This is a genomic window from Microbacterium kyungheense (assembly GCF_006783905.1).
Taxonomy (GTDB): Bacteria; Actinomycetota; Actinomycetes; order Actinomycetales; family Microbacteriaceae; genus Microbacterium; species Microbacterium kyungheense.
This window is the reverse complement of the sequence record NZ_VFPE01000002.1, coordinates 781,820-797,646: the sequence shown is the minus strand read 5'-3', so window position 1 is coordinate 797,646 and position 15,827 is coordinate 781,820. Positions and strand designations below refer to the sequence as shown.

The following is a 15,827-nucleotide window of genomic DNA, read 5'->3' as shown; positions in this document are numbered from 1 at the left end:
GGACGCTCAGTCCGTCGCCGCGACGTCGGCCCCTTCGAGCAGGTCCGGGCGATGCGCCTGCGTGCGTGCCAGGCTCTGCTCGCGCCGCCACGCGGCGATGGCGCCGTGATTGCCGCTCAGGAGCACCGGCGGCACCTCCAGCCCGCGCCACTCGGCAGGCTTCGTATAGCTCGGGTACTCCAGCATCCCGAGCTCGTGGGACTCCTCGACGAGGCTCTCGGGGTTGCCGACGACACCGGGGATCAGCCGCGAGACAGCCTCGATGACGGCCATCGCGGCCACCTCGCCGCCGTTGAGCACGTAGTCGCCGAGGCTGACGAGACGCACGCGACCGCGGGCGGCGTAGTGGTCGACGACCCGCTGGTCGATGCCTTCGTAGCGTCCGCACGCGAACACGAGGTGCTGCTCCTGCGCCAGCTCGCGCGCGAGCGGCTGCGAGAACAGCTCCCCGCGGGCGACGGCACGAGCAGCACGGCGTCCTCGCTCAGCACGGCATCCAGCGCCTCGCCCCACGGCTCGGGCTTCATGACCATGCCGGCGCCGCCGCCGTAGGGTGTGTCGTCGACGGTGCGGTGCCGATCGTGGGTCCAGTCCCGCAGGTCGTGGACGTGCATGTCGAGGATGCCGCGGGTCGCGCGCCTTGCCGATGAGCGAGACGCCGAGGACGTCGAAGAACGTCGGGAAGATCGTGACGATGTCCACGCGCATGTTTCGAGTCTAGAAGGCCCCCGTGTTTCGGACGTGTGACGGGTCCCCCACCTCGGCACCGCGGGGTCGTGATCGAGAAGTGACGGAGAGGTAACCGCGCGGCTCGACCGGCCGAAACACCCGCTTTCTAGCGTGGGACGCACACTCACCCGCATCGTCGGTCCACCAGGAGGCGCCATGACCACGACCGTGACCCCGTCCACGCCGGATGCCGCTGCCCCGCCCCTCAGTCCGCTCACCCGGCGCCCCGGCCGCTGGATCGACGGCTGGAACGCCGAGGATCCCGCGTTCTGGCAGGCCGAGGGCCGGGCGATCGCCCGGCGCAACCTCGGCTGGTCGATCTTCGCCGAGTTCCTCGGGTTCATCATCTGGCAGCTGTGGAGCATCGTCGTCGTGATGCTGCCGGCGGCGGGCTTCACGCTCTCCAGCTCCGAGGCCTTCTGGCTGATCTCGCTGCCGAGCCTCGTCGGCGCCACACTCCGCTTCCCGTACACGTTCATGGTCGCGGTCTTCGGCGGCCGCAACTGGACCATCGTGTCGGCGGGCCTGCTGCTCATCCCCGCGGTGCTGCTCGGCATCGTCGTCTCCAACCCCGACACGCCGTTCGGCGTGCTGCTGGTGGTCGCGGCGCTCGGCGGCGTCGGCGGCGGCAACTTCGCGAGCTCGATGGCCAACATCACCTACTTCTTCCCGCAGAAGGAGAAGGGATGGGCCCTCGGCCTCAACGCCGCCGGCGGCAACCTCGGCACCTCCGTCGCGCAGTTCGCGGTGCCCATCGTCGTCACCATCGGCGCCGCGTCGACGCTCAACATCTCGCTGGCGGGCTGGATGTGGGTGCCACTGATCCTCGTCGCGATGTTCGGCGCATGGCGCTACATGGACAACCTGTCGTCGGCCAAGGCGGACTTCGGCAGCTCGGCGGCGGCGCTGCGCGAGCCGCACCTGTGGGTCATGGCGCTGCTGTACATCGGCACGTTCGGCTCGTTCATCGGCTTCGCGAGCGTGTTCCCCAAGCTGATCGCCGATCAGTTCCCGGAGTACTCGACCATCCAGATCGGCACCGCGTCGATCACGCTCGCCTTCCTCGGAGCGCTCGTCGGCTCGCTCGCCCGCCCGTACGGCGGACGCCTCGCCGACCGCTTCGGGGGCGCCCGGGTGGACCGTGTGCGCGTTCGCTGTCATGGCCGTCGGCGCCCTGGCGCTCATCTGGACCATGCAGCTGCACAGCTCGTGGTGTTCCTCGCCTGCTTCCTCGTGCTGTTCGCCGCGACGGGCATGGGCAACGGCTCGACGTATCGCATGATCCCCAGCATCTTCGGCGGCCCGCTCGCAGGCCAGGGGCTACGCGGACGGGCACCCCCGAGGCGACGAAGATGCTGCGCAAGTCGGGCCGCGGCCCTGGGCATCATCTCGGCCATCGCGCGTACGGCGGGTTCCTCGTGCCGCAGGTGCTCAACGCGTCCCCAGCTGGCGACCGGCGGCTACACGGCGGCCTTCGTCGGCTTCGTCCCGGCTACGTCGCCCTGCTGCTGGTGACCCTGTTCGTCTACGTCGTCCCGCGCGCGTCGCTCGCCATGCAGCGCATCTGACCCCACCGCGCCACGACGGGAGTGGATGCCTCGGCCCGAGGCATCCACTCCCGTCTTCGTGCGCCCACCGTGCGTGCCCGGCGCGCCGGGGTGAGGCCCGCCGCCGGAGCAGTGCCGCGTCAGTAGACGTCGCGCACGTAGCGGGCGTCGGCGGCGAGGGTGCGCAGGTACTCCCCGGCGGCCTCCTCGCCGAGACCGCCGTGCTGCTGTGCGATCGTGGCGAGCGTCGCCTCGACGTCCTTGCCATCCGGCTCGCGTCGCCGCACACGTAGAGGTGCGGCGCCGTCCTGCAGCCAGCGCCACAGGCGGGCACCGTGCTCGAGCATGCGGTTCCTGCACGTAGATCTTCTGCCGCTGGTCGCGCGAGAAACGCGACGTCCAGGCGTGTCAGGAAGCCGTCGTCGTGCATCGCGACGAGCTCGTCGCGATGCACGACGACGGCTTCCTGACACGCCTGGACGTCGCGTTCTCGCGCGACCAGCGGCAGAAGATCTACGTGCAGGACCGCATGCTCGAAGCACGGTGCCCGCCTGTGGCGCTGGCTGCAGGACGGCGCGCACCTCTACGTGTGCGGCGACGCGAGCCGGATGGCCAGGACGTCGAGGCGACGCTCGCCACGATCGCACAGCAGCACGGCGGGTCTCGGCGAGGAGGCCGCCGGGGAGTACCTGCGCACCCTCGCCGCCGACGCCCGCTACGTGCGCGACGTCTACTGACGCGGCACTGCTCCGGCGGCGGGCCTCACCCCGGCGCGCCGGGCACGCACGGTGGGCGCACGAAGACGGGAGTGGATGCCTCGGGCCGAGGCATCCACTCCCGTCGTGGCGCGGTGGGGTCAGATGCGCTGCATGGCGAGCGACGCGCGCGGGACGACGTAGACGAACAGGGTCACCAGCAGCAGGGCGACGTAGCCGGCGACGAAGCCGACGAAGGGCCGCCGTGTAGCCGCCGGTCGCCAGCTGGGACGCGTTGAGCACCTGCGGCACGAGGAACCCGCCGTACGCGCCGATGGCCGAGATGATGCCCAGGGCCGCGGCCGACTTGCGCAGCATCTTCGTCGCCTCGGGGGTGCCCGTCGCGTAGCCCCTGGCCTGCGAGCGGGCCGCGAAGATGCTGGGGATCATGCGATACGTCGAGCCGTTGCCCATGCCCGTCGCGGCGAACAGCACGAGGAAGCAGGCGAGGAACACCACGAAGCTGTGCAGCTGCATGGTCCAGATGAGCGCCAGGGCGCGACGGCCATGACAGCGAACGCGCACACGGTCACCCGGGCGCCCCCGAAGCGGTCGGCGAGGCGTCCGCCGTACGGGCGGGCGAGCGAGCCGACGAGCGCTCCGAGGAAGGCGAGCGTGATCGACGCGGTGCCGATCTGGATGGTCGAGTACTCCGGGAAACTGATCGGCGATCAGCTTGGGGAACACGCTCGCGAAGCCGATGAACGAGCCGAACGTGCCGATGTACAGCAGCGCCATGACCCACAGGTGCGGCTCGCGCAGCGCCGCCGCCGAGCTGCCGAAGTCCGCCTTGGCCGACGACAGGTTGTCCATGTAGCGCCATGCGCCGAACATCGCGACGAGGATCAGTGGCACCCACATCCAGCCCGCCAGCGAGATGTTGAGCGTCGACGCGGCGCCGATGGTGACGACGATGGGCACCGCGAACTGCGCGACGGAGGTGCCGAGGTTGCCGCCGGCGGCGTTGAGGCCGAGGGCCCATCCCTTCTCCTTCTGCGGGAAGAAGTAGGTGATGTTGGCCATCGAGCTCGCGAAGTTGCCGCCGCCGACGCCGCCGAGCGCCGCGACCACCAGCAGCACGCCGAACGGCGTGTCGGGGTTGGAGACGACGATGCCGAGCAGCACCGCGGGGATGAGCAGCAGGCCCGCCGACACGATGGTCCAGTTGCGGCCGCCGAAGACCGCGACCATGAACGTGTACGGGAAGCGGAGTGTGGCGCCGACGAGGCTCGGCAGCGAGATCAGCCAGAAGGCCTCGGAGCTGGAGAGCGTGAAGCCCGCCGCCGGCAGCATCACGACGACGATGCTCCACAGCTGCCAGATGATGAACCCGAGGAACTCGGCGAAGATCGACCAGCCGAGGTTGCGCCGGGCGATCGCCCGGCCCTCGGCCTGCCAGAACGCGGGATCCTCGGCGTTCCAGCCGTCGATCCAGCGGCCGGGGCGCCGGGTGAGCGGACTGAGGGGCGGGGCAGCGGCATCCGGCGTGGACGGGGTCACGGTCGTGGTCATGGCGCCTCCTGGTGGACCGACGATGCGGGTGAGTGTGCGTCCACGCTAGAAAGCGGGTGTTTCGGCCGGTCGAGCCGCGCGGTTACCTCTCCGTCACTTCTCGATCACGACCCCGCGGTGCCGAGGTGGGGGGACCCGTCACACGTCCGAAACACGGGGGCCTTCTAGACTCGAAACATGCGCGTGGACATCGTCACGATCTTCCCGACGTTCTTCGACGTCCTCGGCGTCTCGCTCATCGGCAAGGCGCGCGACCGCGGCATCCTCGACATGCACGTCCACGACCTGCGGGACTGGACCCACGATCGGCACCGCACCGTCGACGACACACCCTACGGCGGCGGCGCCGGCATGGTCATGAAGCCCGAGCCGTGGGGCGAGGCGCTGGATTGCCGTGCTGAGCGAGGACGCCGTGCTGCTCGTGCCGTCGCCCGCGGGGGAGCTGTTCTCGCAGCCGCTCGCGCGCGAGCTGGCGCAGGAGCAGCACCTCGTGTTCGCGTGCGGACGCTACGAAGGCATCGACCAGCGGGTCGTCGACCACTACGCCGCCCGCGGTCGCGTGCGTCTCGTCAGCCTCGGCGACTACGTGCTCAACGGCGGCGAGGTGGCCGCGATGGCCGTCATCGAGGCTGTCTCGCGGCTGATCCCCGGTGTCGTCGGCAACCCCGAGAGCCTCGTCGAGGAGTCCCACGAGCTCGGGATGCTGGAGTACCCGAGCTATACGAAGCCTGCCGAGTGGCGCGGGCTGGAGGTGCCGCCGGTGCTCCTGAGCGGCAATCACGGCGCCATCGCCGCGTGGCGGCGCGAGCAGAGCCTGGCACGCACGCAGGCGCATCGCCCGGACCTGCTCGAAGGGGCCGACGTCGCGGCGACGGACTGAGCGTCCGCGAGAAGAGCGGCCGCGGTCTCACACCGGATCGACGACGTCCAGCCGGTAACCGCGCTTGACGACGGTCTTCACCAGATCGGGCGTGCCGAGAGCCTCGCGCAGCCGTGCCACCGCCATCTCGACGGCATGGGTGTTCTCACCCGAGCGGGGGAGCACGGACTGCAGCCGCTGACGTGAGACCACGCCGCCGCCCGCATCGAACAGCGCCGCCATCAGGTCGGCACCCGTCCGCGACAGCGGGATGTGACGGCCGTCGAGGACGACGCCTGCGCTGCGCAGCTCGAGGCGTCCTGCGCCCGTCTGCAGCGCGTCGGCGTGCCCGCCGCCGAAATGCGACACGACGGCACGCACGAGGGCGCCGAGGCGACCGCGCTCGGCGATGAGGGGCTCGGCTCCGGCGTCCTGCAGGGGTCCTGCGGTGATCGGCCCCACGGCCGCCAGCAGCAGGCGTCCCTCGCCTGGTGCGGTCGACGATGGCCTCCTGCGCACCCTCCCGGGCGGCCGCGGCCATCCACTCCGCCGCGCCGGGAGCCGACGTGAAGAGCACCGCGTCCACCTCGCCCTGTGCCGCGGCGAGCACCGACCGCGCGACGACCGCGGGGTCGGGCGGCGGACCCCAGCGGTACACCGTGAGGCTCACGACGTCGGCGCCGGCATCCCCGAGCAGCTCGTCCAGACCGTCGGCGCCCGAGCCGTGGTGCTGCACCGCGACGCGGTGACCGGCGACACCTTCCGCGAGGAGATACTCGCCGAGCTCTGCGGACGTCTCGGACTCGGCCACCCAGTCCGCAGTGAACCCCGCCTGCTGGATCGCCCCGCGCGCCTTGGGCCCGCGTGCGACGATCCGCGCTCCGGCGAGCGCCGCATGCAGCTCGTCGGCGAGACCCGCCTCGTCCGCCGCCTCGATCCAGCCGCGGAACCCGACGCCTGTCGTGGCGACCACGATGTCGGGCGGCGCGGCGATCAGCGACCGCGTCGCGGCGATCAGCGCGTCGTCGTCGATGTGCGGCACGATCGTCAGCGCCGGCGCCTGTCGCACGACGGCGCCGTGCCGTTCCAGCGCGGCCGACAGCTCAGAGGATCGCCGATCGACCGCGATGACGACGGTGCAGCCATCGAGCGCGGCCGACAGAGTGGGGCGGGTGGTGGAGCTCAACGGACGGTGTCACCTGTCATCTCGTGCGCGGGAAGCAGCAGTTCGGCGCGGGCGACGTCGCCGACCACGATGACCGCGGGGTTGCGGATGCCGGTGCGCCCGGCATCCAGCACCGCCCTCCGAGCGTAGTGCGCGTCGTCCGCTGGTCGAGGTGGTGACCGCGCTCCACGATCGCCACCGGACGGTCGGCGTCGACGCCTGCGCGCAGCGCATCCGCGACGATGCGGGGGATCGCGCTCACCCCCATCAGGATCACGGTGGTGACCTCGGGGTCGCGCAGCGCCGCGACGGTCGATGCGCTGACCGGTCCCTGGCCGTGGACGATGTGCACGGCGGTTGCGACGCCGCGGTGGGTGACCGGGATGCCCGCGGCCTGGGGCACGGCCACGGCGCTCGTGACTCCGGGGACGACGTCGACCGGGATGCCGGCGGCCAGGCACGCCGCCACCTCTTCGCCGCCGCGGCCGAAGACGAACGGGTCCCCGCCCTTGAGCCGGACGACCTGGTTGCCCGCGCGGGCACGGTCCACCAGCAGCGCGTTGATCTCGTCCTGCGGGACCGGGTGGTGCCCCGGCAGCTTTCCGACGTCGATCACCTCGGCGTCCGGCCGCAGCTCGCCGCGCAGATCGGTCGGCCCGAGCCGGTCCATCACGACGACCTCGGCCCGAGGTGAGGAGGCGCCACGCGCGGACCGTCATGAGGTCGATGGGGCCGGGGCCGCCGCCGATCAGGTGGACGCGCCCGGTCACGGTGCGCTCCCGTCGGCGGGCTCGTCCCAGCGCACCAGGACCATGCCGTCGGCCACGGCGGTCGGCCACACGTGCAGGTTCACCGGATCCTTGCCCTGCGCGTCGAGGCAGATCCCGGTGCGGAGGTCGAACACCTGCTTGAACATCGGCGAGGCCACGGTCGGCGCGTCCTGACGGGTGCCCACGATGCCGCGCGAGATGACGTTCGCCCGGCTGAATGGGTCGAAGTTCGACACCGCGTACACCCGGCCGTCGCGGCCGTCCGCGCCGCGGGTGAGGAACAGCGCGATCTGCGTGCCCCCGAGCAGGGCGGCCCGGCCGCGCTCGATCTCGAGGTCGGTGAGTGCGCACACCCGCACCCAGCCGGGCGGGGCGACGTGCGCGGTCGTCTGCGGGTCGATGAGGGTCATCGGCGCACCTCCAGGGTCGTTCCGGCGATGAGGACGCCGCCGTCGCCGCGCTCCTCGGCGGTGGCGGGACGGGGCTGACCGCGTTCGGCGACGTAGGCGAGCGACGGATCGGGCGTGGCGGGGGCGTTCACGAACGAGGCGAAGCGCCGCAGCTTGTCGGGGTCGCGGAGCGTCGCGGCCCATTCATCCTCGTACGTGCCGATGTGCGCGGCCATCGCGGTGTCGAGGTCGGCGCAGATGCCGAGGCTGTCGTCGAAGATGACCTCGCGCAGCCCCTCGATGCCGCCGTCGAGCTCTTCGAACCACGGCGCCGTGCGCTGCAGGCGGTCGGCGGTGAAGATGTAGTACATCAGGAACCGGTCGATCGCGGTCAGCAGCTCGTCGTCGCTCAGGCCTTCGGCCAGCAGGACCGCGTGACGCGGGGTGAAGCCGCCGTTTGCCGCCGACGTACATGTTCCACCCGGCCTCGGTCGCGATCACCCCGACATCCTTGCCCCGGGCTTCGGCGCACTCGCGGGCGCAGCCCGAGACACCGAGCTTGAGCTTGTGCGGCGAGCGCAGCCCGCGGTAGCGCAGCTCCAGCTGCACGGCCATGCCCACCGAGTCCTGCACGCCGTACCGGCACCAGGTCGAGCCGACGCACGACTTCACGGTGCGCAGCGACTTGCCGTAGGCGTGCCCGGACTCGAAACCCGCATCCACCAGCCGCTTCCAGATGTCGGGCAGCTGCTCCAGACGGGCCCCGAACAGGTCGATGCGCTGGCCGCCGGTGATCTTCGTGTACAGCCCGAAATCCTGCGCGACCTGCCCGATCACGAGCAGCCCCTCCGGAGTGATCTCGCCACCGGGGATGCGCGGCACGACCGAGTAGCTGCCGTCCTTCTGCAGGTTCGCCATCACGTGGTCGTTGGTGTCCTGCAACGTCGCGTTCTCGCCATCGAGGACGTGGCCGCCGACGAGGGTCGACAGGATGCTCGCCAGCGCGGGCTTGCAGATGTCGCAGCCGCGGCCGACGCCGAACCGCTCGATGACGGCGCTGAAGGTGCGCAGGCCCGACACCCGGACGGCGTCGAAGAGCTGACGTCGCGACAGGTCGAAGTGCTCGCACAGGGCGTTGCTCACCGTCGCGCCGGTCTTGGCGAGCTCGGCGCCCACGAGCTTCTTCACCATGGTGAGGCACGAGCCGCACGCGGCACCCGCCTTCGTGCACGCCTTGACGCCGCCGGCGTCGGTGCAGCCCTCCTCGTGCACGGCGTGGCGGATGCGACCCGCGCTGACGCTGTTGCACGAGCACACGAGCGCGTCGTCGGGCAGTTCGCCGGTCGGTGCGGCCACGCCGCCCTCGGGCATGAGGTAAGCCGCGGGGTCTCCGCCCAGCGCGCCGCCGACGAGAGGCCTCAGTGAGCCGTACGCCGAGGCGTCGCCGACGAGGATGCCGCCGAGCAGGGTCTTCGCGTCGTCCGACAGCACCAGCTTCTTGTACACGCCCGCGACGGGGTCGGCGTACACGACGTCGAGGGCGCCCGGGGTCTCGGCGAAGGCGTCCCCGAAGCTCGCGACGTCGACGCCCGAGAGCTTGAGCTTGGTCGAGAGGTCGTACCCCGGGAAGGATGCCTCGCCCCCGAGGAGCCGCGTCGCCGCGACCTCCGCCATGGCGTAGCCCGGTGCGACGAGCCCGACGCACTGCCCGTCGTAGTTCGCGACCTCGCCGATCGCGAGGATGCGAGGGTCGGAGGTCTGGCAGCCGCCGTCGATGAGCACACCGCCGCGGGGATGCACGTCGAGCTCGGCCGAGCGCGCGAGCTCGTCGCGGGGCCGGACGCCGACGGTGAACACGACCACGTCGGTGCGCTCGTAGGACCCGTCCCGGAACTCCAGCCCGGTCACCTGGCCGGTCCGGTCGGGGTCGAGGCGGGTCGTGATGGCCTCGGTCTTGACGGCGATGCCCCGCGACTCGATGAGCCGGCGCAGCGCCCCGCCTGCGGGCAGGTCCAGCTGTGCGGACATGAGCCGATCCGAGGACTGCACCACGGTGCAGTCCACATCGAGCCCCTGCAGCGCGCCGGCCGCCTCCAGCCCGAGCAGCCCCCCGCCGATCACGGTGCCGGTGAGCCGGCGGCCGAGCTGCGCCGAGCGCCGCTGCACGAACTCCTCGAGCCTCTCGACGTCGTCGAGTGTCCGGTAGACGAAGCAGCCGTCGAGGCCGAAGCCGTCGACCGCGAGACGTGCGGCGTACGATCCGGTCGCCAGGACGAGCCGGTCGTACCCGACGCTGAGCCCGGATCTCGTCGTCACGCGCCGAGCGCTGCGGTCGACGCGCACCACGGCGTCACCCCGCAGGAAGCGGAGGCGTTCGTCGTCGAAGAACGAGCGGTCGAGCGTGAGGTCGTCGGTCGATGCCCCCGCGAAGAACCCGGTGAGCCCGACGCGGTCGTACGGGTGACGGTCCTCCTCGCCGATCAGCGTGACGTGCCAGCGCTCGTCGGCGCGGCTGAGCAGGCTCTCGACGAACCGGTGCGCCACCATGCCCGCGCCCACCACCACGACGTGCGTGCCGAGGGCGGGCAGGGTGCTCATGTCGTCACGGTACGCGGGCGATGTTGCATCGGTGTCAGCGTCGTGTTTCCGGCTGTCGACACGGTCGCGATGGGCCATGGCTCCTCCTCGTGGGGCGGATGTCTCGGTAGGCCCGACGCTACGAGCGGGGTGTTTCACCCCCGGACCGCCCAGGGTTACCTCGAACGAACGTTTCGATCACAGCGGTGCGGCACGCGACGTGAGAACGGACGAGCGCGGCCCGCGCCCCGGCGTGCGGGCCGCGCGCCGAAGGCCTCTTGTCCCGTCCGCCGAAGGAGAGGATTCTCTGGTGCATGGGGACACTCGCTTCGCGCGAGCTCGAGCTGATCCGCTCTCAGTTCGCGTTCTCGCTGCGCGACCGCATCGTGACCAACAACGCCGCGAGCACCCAGCCGCCGCTGGCTGTGCTCGAACTGCTGCGCGACCTGTCCGAGACGTACGAGAACGTCCACCGCGGACAGTCGGATGCCTCCATCCGGACCACGGAGATGTTCGAGGCCTCCTTCGACACGATCGCCGCGTGGATCAACGCGCCGTCCCGGCGCACCCTCTCGATGCACCGCAGCACCACCGAGGCGATCAACGCGGTGATGTACTCGCTCCTGGCGGACTTCCGCGACGGCGACAACGTCGTCACGACCCTGATGGAGCACAACTCGGACTACGTGCCCTGGCATGCGATGTGCCGCGAGATCCTGCCGCGCTTCGGACGCCACGTGGAGGTGAGGCTTGCGCGCTTCGACCACGAGAGCGGCGAGCTCGATCTCGCGCACCTGGCGGAACTGGTGGATGCGCGCACGAAGCTCGTCTGCTGCACCGGCGGATCGAACTTCCTCGGCACGAAGCCGCCGCTGGACCAGGTGCGCGCGATCGCCGACGCCGGCGGCTACGTGCAGCCCGACGGCCGCGTCGGCGCTCTGCTCCTCGTCGACGCCGCCCAGCGGTTCGCGAGCTCCCGCGTCGACGTGCAGGAGATGGAAGCCGACTTCGTCGCGTTCTCGTTCCACAAGCTGCTGGCGCCCTTCGGCGTCGGCGTGCTCTACGCGCGGGAGGACCTGCGCGAGACGCTTCCGCCCTTCTTGTACGGCGGCGACATGATCGCGGAGGGGCAGGTGTTCCCCGACCGGGTCGAGTACAACGATCTGCCATGGAAGTTCTCCGCGGGCACGCCCAACATCCTCGGCGTGATCGCCTCGGCGCAGACGCTGCGCCTCATCGTCGACCTCGTGGGCGCCGACCCGACGCGGGCGTGGTTCCGCACCGACGACCCGCTCGAGCCCGGTGCGGTCGACGCCGCGATGGCGATCGTCGCGGGGCATGCGGCATCCCTCACCCGGCAGGCGATGGAGGGGCTGTCCACGATCGCGGGGCTGCGGATCCACGGCGCGTCCGTGGGGGAGGATCGGACCCCGCTGGTCGCCTTCACCGTGGAGGGCCGCTCCCCGTTCGCCATCGCGCACGCCCTTAACGCCCAGGGTGTCGAAATCGCGCGCCGGCTGTCACTGCGCGACCCTGGCCCACCACGACCTCGGCCTCGAACCGGCGGCGAGCTGTCGCGTGAGCTTCACCGTCTACAACACGCCGGAAGAGGTCGACCGGGTGGTGGCGGCGGTTCGCCGTGCCGTCGACGCGCCGCACGACTTCTCATCGGCAGGGACGCCGTCCACATCGGCGGATCGCACCACGACACCCTCGGGGCGGGCCACCGCCGTTGCCCCGTCGCGCTTCGGTAGGGTGTAGCGACCCGACGCGAGGAGGACGTGCGTGCACACGTGGCCAGGATCCGCATACCCGCTCGGGGCGACCTTCGACGGGAGCGGAACCAACTTCGCGCTGTTCAGCGAGGGAGCCGAGCGGGTCGAGCTCTGCCTGTTCGGCACGCGGGGCGCGGAGTCGCGCCTCGACCTCGCTGAGGTGGACGCGTTCGTGTGGCACGCGTACGTGCCGAACATCCAGCCCGGCCAGCGCTACGGCTATCGCGTGCACGGTCCCTACGACCCCGGCAGCGGGCAGCGCTTCAACCCCGCCAAGCTGCTGCTCGATCCCTACGCGAAGGCCGTCGAAGGAGCCATCGAGTGGGGGCAGCCCGTGTACGGGTACACTTTCGGCGACCCCGACTCCCGCAATGACGACGACTCCGCCGCCGACATGATGAAGGGCGTCGTCATCAACCCGTTCTTCGACTGGGCGGGGGACCGGCGGCCGGGGACGCCCTACGCCGAGACGGTGATCTACGAGGCGCACGTCCGCGGGCTCACGATGCGGCATCCCGCCATCCCCGACGAGATGCGCGGCACCTACAGCGCCGTCGCGCACCCGGCGATCATCGAGCACCTGACGAAGCTCGGCGTGACGGCGATCGAGCTCATGCCGGTCCACCAGTTCGTCGACGACGCGATCCTGCAGGGCAAGGGCCTCTCGAACTACTGGGGCTACAACTCGATCTCGTACTTCGCCCCGCACAACAGATACGCCGCCACCGGCGACCGCGGCCAGCAGGTCCAGGAGTTCAAGGGGATGGTGCGCGCCCTGCACGCCGCCGGCATCGAGGTGATCCTCGACGTCGTCTACAACCACACGGCAGAAGGCAATCACCTCGGCCCCACGCTCTCGATGCGCGGGATCGACAATGCCGCGTACTACAAGCTCGACGACGACAAGCGGTACTACACCGATTACACCGGGACCGGCAACAGCCTCAACGTCCGCAACCCCCACTCCCTGCAGCTCATCATGGACTCGCTGCGGTACTGGGTGGTCGACATGCACGTCGACGGGTTCCGGTTCGACCTCGCATCGGCGCTGGCGCGCGAGTTCTACGACGTCGACCGGCTGTCGACGTTCTTCGAGCTCGTCCAGCAGGACCCGATCGTGTCGCAGGTGAAGCTGATCGCCGAGCCCTGGGACGTCGGCCCCGGCGGCTACCAGGTGGGCAACTTTCCGCCGCAGTGGACCGAATGGAACGGCAAGTACCGCGACACCGTCCGCGATTTCTGGCGCGGCGAGCCGCAGGCGCTCGGCGAGTTCGCCTCCCGCCTCACCGGATCCAGCGACCTCTACGAGCACTCGGGGCGCCGCCCGGTGGCATCCGTGAACTTCGTCACGGCGCACGACGGATTCACGTTGCGAGACCTCGTGTCGTACGCCGAGAAGCACAACGACGCCAACGGCGAGGACGGCCGTGACGGCGCCGATGACAACCGCTCCGACAACTACGGGGTCGAAGGACCCACGGACGACCCGGCGGTGCTGACCCTGCGCGCACGGCAGCAGCGGAACTTCCTCGCGACGCTGCTGCTCAGCCAGGGGGTGCCCATGCTGCTGCACGGCGACGAGCTCGGGCGCACGCAGCAGGGGAACAACAACGGCTATGCGCAGGACAACGATGTCACCTGGATCGACTGGGAGGCGGCTGACCTTCCCCTTCTGGAGTTCACCGCGGCGATGAGCCGGCTGCGGCGGGACCACCCCACGTTCCGGCGGCGGCGGTTCTTCGAGGGACGCCCGGTGCACCGCGACGTCGGCGCCCCGCTCTCGGACATCGCGTGGCTCCGGCCCGACGGCACGCTCATGCAGCCCGACGACTGGGACTCGGGGTTCGGTCGCGCGGTCGGCGTGTTCCTCAACGGCCAGGGCATCCGAGAGAAGGACCGGCGCGGCGAGGCGATCCGAGATCGCCATTTCATCGTGCTGTTCAACGCCGGAGACGACATCATCGACTTCCGGATCCCCGTGGTCGAGTACAGCCCGGACTGGGAGGTCGTCATCGACACCGCGGGGGAGCGCGCCGACTCCGCCCTGGTCCGTCCGGGCGACACCGTGCGCCTGGCGGCGAAGTCGCTCATCGTGCTGAGCGAGCATCCCCGCGTCGAACGCGAGGTCGATCACTCGGTCGCGGCGTCGCTCGCCGCGCTCGCCGCCGCGCCCACACCGGCGCACGCCCCGCGCGCGGAGCTGCGCACCTGACGCGGCGCGCAGAAGGCGCCGGGCGAGGCAGAAGCGTCAGTCGACGCCGAGCCAGGAGCGGTCCGTCAGGACGATCGGGCCGTCCTCGGTGATCGCGACGGTGTGCTCGGCGTGCGCGCCGCGCGACCCGTCCACCGAGCGGAGGGTCCAGCCGTCGGGGTCGGTCACCAGCTCGTCCGTCGTCTGCAGGAACCACGGCTCGAGGGCGACGACGAGCCCGGCGCGCAGCGGGTAGCCCCGGCCGGCCTTTCCGTCGTTGGGCACGTGCGGGTCGCCGTGCATGATGCGGCCGACGCCGTGACCGCCGAAGTCGGTGTTGATCGAGTAGCCGTCACCGTGGGCCACGGCCGCGATCGCGGCGGAGATGTCTCCGATGCGGTGGCCGACGGTCGCCGTCCGGATGGCGGCATCCAGAGCCCGCGCCGTCGTGTCGATGAGAGCGAGGTCCTCGTCACGCGGCGTGCCGACCACGAACGAGACGGCGGAGTCCGCGACCCAGCCGTTCACCGATACGGCGAAGTCCAGCGACACGAGGTCGCCGTCGCGCAGCGCGTAATCGAACGGCAGCCCGTGCAGGACGGCGTCGTTCACCGACGTGCAGATGACCTTGCCGAACGGGCTCGCGCCGAACGAGGGGTGGTAGTCGATGTAGCACGACTCCGCACCGGCGCGGCGGATCAGATCGTGCGCGCGGCGGTCGATCGCCAGGAGGTTCGTGCCCACCTTCGTCTCGTCGCGCAGGGTCGCCAGCGTCTCGGCGACGAATCGCCCGGCGGGCTTCATCGCCTCGATCTCGGCAGGGGTGCGCAACTCGATCATGTGGTGTCCTCTCGTCCGCGTTCCATTCTGCCGGGCTGACGGGCCTCTGGCTGGGAGGATCCTCCGCGGCGCGCAGGAGCGGTGCCGCCCCGACCGGCACCGGCGTAGCATCGGAGCATGTGGCTGCGTCGCGCGTTCTTCGGCTGGCTGATCCCCTCAGCCTTCCTGCTTCCGCTGTGGCTGCTCGTCGGATGGGCCGTGTTCAACGCCGGCGGCTGGGCGTTCCTGTGGGTGCTGTTCCTCGCGATCCCGGGCGTCTTCGTGTGGCAGCTGCTCCTCACCCTCCTGGTCCGCGCGCGGGGGACGGTCCGTGCGCAGCGCGCCGCGTCGTGGTGGGACGTGCTCGGCTTCACGGTGTGGCACGGCCTGGTCATCTCGCTGGGGTTCTTCGTCGAGTCCTGGTGGGCGCCCGTCATGGTCGTCGCCATCGTCGTGGGCGTCGGCCTGTTCTGGCTGGCGCTGTGGCAGCTGTGGAGCGAAGCGCGCCCGTCGCGCGTCGTCCTGCACACCAGCGAGGGCGTCGCGTACCTCCCGCCGCCGCAGGAGCGCATGGGCGCACCTGACGCCGCCGACCGCGAGGTCATCGTGATCACCGAGAAGCAGGCGCCCTCCGCAGACTGAGGCGTTTTGGCGGGGCGCGGCATCCGTGGCACAATGGTTGTTTGTGCCCTGACCGGTTCTGCCTCAGGGGAACCAGCTGGACGGCGTCACGCCGAAG

Annotated in this window: 9 protein-coding genes and 6 pseudogenes; 7 read left to right on the top strand and 8 right to left on the bottom strand. The window is 70.9% G+C overall.

What is annotated here, in order from left to right:
• Positions 1–6 precede the first annotated feature (6 nt).
• Positions 7–708 (bottom strand): annotated as a pseudogene (gene trmD, locus FB391_RS10475) (tRNA (guanosine(37)-N1)-methyltransferase TrmD).
• 177 nt (positions 709–885) lie between these two features.
• Between trmD (FB391_RS10475) and FB391_RS10470 the strand changes: the two are divergent.
• Positions 886–2,244, top strand: a complete 1,359-nt coding sequence (locus FB391_RS10470; protein ID WP_342778190.1) for an MFS transporter — start codon at positions 886–888, stop codon at positions 2,242–2,244.
• Positions 2,245–2,416: 172 nt separating this feature from the next.
• Here the strand turns inward: FB391_RS10470 and FB391_RS10465 are convergent, their stop codons facing one another.
• Positions 2,417–2,623, bottom strand: coding sequence for a hypothetical protein (locus FB391_RS10465; protein WP_141894329.1), 207 nt, complete (start codon positions 2,621–2,623; stop codon positions 2,417–2,419).
• Between the two features lie 261 nt (positions 2,624–2,884).
• On the opposite strand from FB391_RS10465, the gene FB391_RS20095 reads away from it, so the two are divergent.
• A complete protein-coding gene (locus tag FB391_RS20095) occupies positions 2,885–3,013 on the top strand; it encodes a hypothetical protein (protein ID WP_281286425.1) in 129 nt (42 codons plus the stop codon).
• A gap of 119 nt (positions 3,014–3,132) precedes the next feature.
• Here FB391_RS20095 and FB391_RS10455 read toward each other — a convergent pair.
• A pseudogene (locus FB391_RS10455) lies at positions 3,133–4,543 on the bottom strand (MFS transporter).
• A 177-nt stretch (positions 4,544–4,720) separates the two neighbouring features.
• On the opposite strand from FB391_RS10455, the pseudogene trmD (FB391_RS10450) reads away from it, so the two are divergent.
• A pseudogene (gene trmD, locus FB391_RS10450) lies at positions 4,721–5,423 on the top strand (tRNA (guanosine(37)-N1)-methyltransferase TrmD).
• Positions 5,424–5,450: 27 nt separating this feature from the next.
• Here trmD (FB391_RS10450) and FB391_RS10445 read toward each other — a convergent pair.
• From FB391_RS10445 to nirB, 4 genes and pseudogenes are all read right to left on the bottom strand, one after another.
• Positions 5,451–6,588, bottom strand: a pseudogene (locus FB391_RS10445) (uroporphyrinogen-III synthase).
• Between the two features lie 16 nt (positions 6,589–6,604).
• The gene (gene cobA, locus FB391_RS10440; protein WP_246093454.1) at positions 6,605–7,237 is read right to left on the bottom strand and encodes a uroporphyrinogen-III C-methyltransferase; all 633 of its coding nucleotides are present in this window, start codon (positions 7,235–7,237) and stop codon (positions 6,605–6,607) included.
• 96 nt (positions 7,238–7,333) lie between these two features.
• Entirely contained in the window at positions 7,334–7,747 is a 414-nt protein-coding gene (gene nirD, locus FB391_RS10435) for a nitrite reductase small subunit NirD (protein ID WP_141894323.1), read from the bottom strand.
• A pseudogene (gene nirB, locus FB391_RS10430) lies at positions 7,744–10,324 on the bottom strand (nitrite reductase large subunit NirB). Before nirB ends, nirD begins: the two are co-directional and overlap by 4 nt.
• A gap of 293 nt (positions 10,325–10,617) precedes the next feature.
• On the opposite strand from nirB, the pseudogene FB391_RS20190 reads away from it, so the two are divergent.
• From FB391_RS20190 to glgX, 3 genes and pseudogenes are all read left to right on the top strand, one after another.
• Positions 10,618–11,538: pseudogene (locus FB391_RS20190) on the top strand (aminotransferase class V-fold PLP-dependent enzyme); the annotation flags it as partial.
• 103 nt (positions 11,539–11,641) lie between these two features.
• Positions 11,642–12,064, top strand: a complete 423-nt coding sequence (locus FB391_RS20185) for an aminotransferase class V-fold PLP-dependent enzyme (RefSeq protein WP_425462954.1) — start codon at positions 11,642–11,644, stop codon at positions 12,062–12,064.
• A 24-nt stretch (positions 12,065–12,088) separates the two neighbouring features.
• Entirely contained in the window at positions 12,089–14,290 is a 2,202-nt protein-coding gene (gene glgX, locus FB391_RS10420; protein WP_141894326.1) for a glycogen debranching protein GlgX, read from the top strand.
• Between the two features lie 36 nt (positions 14,291–14,326).
• Here the strand turns inward: glgX and map are convergent, their stop codons facing one another.
• A complete protein-coding gene (gene map, locus FB391_RS10415) occupies positions 14,327–15,109 on the bottom strand; it encodes a type I methionyl aminopeptidase (protein ID WP_141894327.1) in 783 nt (260 codons plus the stop codon).
• A 117-nt stretch (positions 15,110–15,226) separates the two neighbouring features.
• Here map and FB391_RS10410 point away from each other — a divergent pair, with 117 nt between their 5' ends.
• Entirely contained in the window at positions 15,227–15,730 is a 504-nt protein-coding gene (locus FB391_RS10410; RefSeq protein ID WP_141894328.1) for an MFS transporter permease, read from the top strand.
• Positions 15,731–15,827 lie beyond the last annotated feature (97 nt).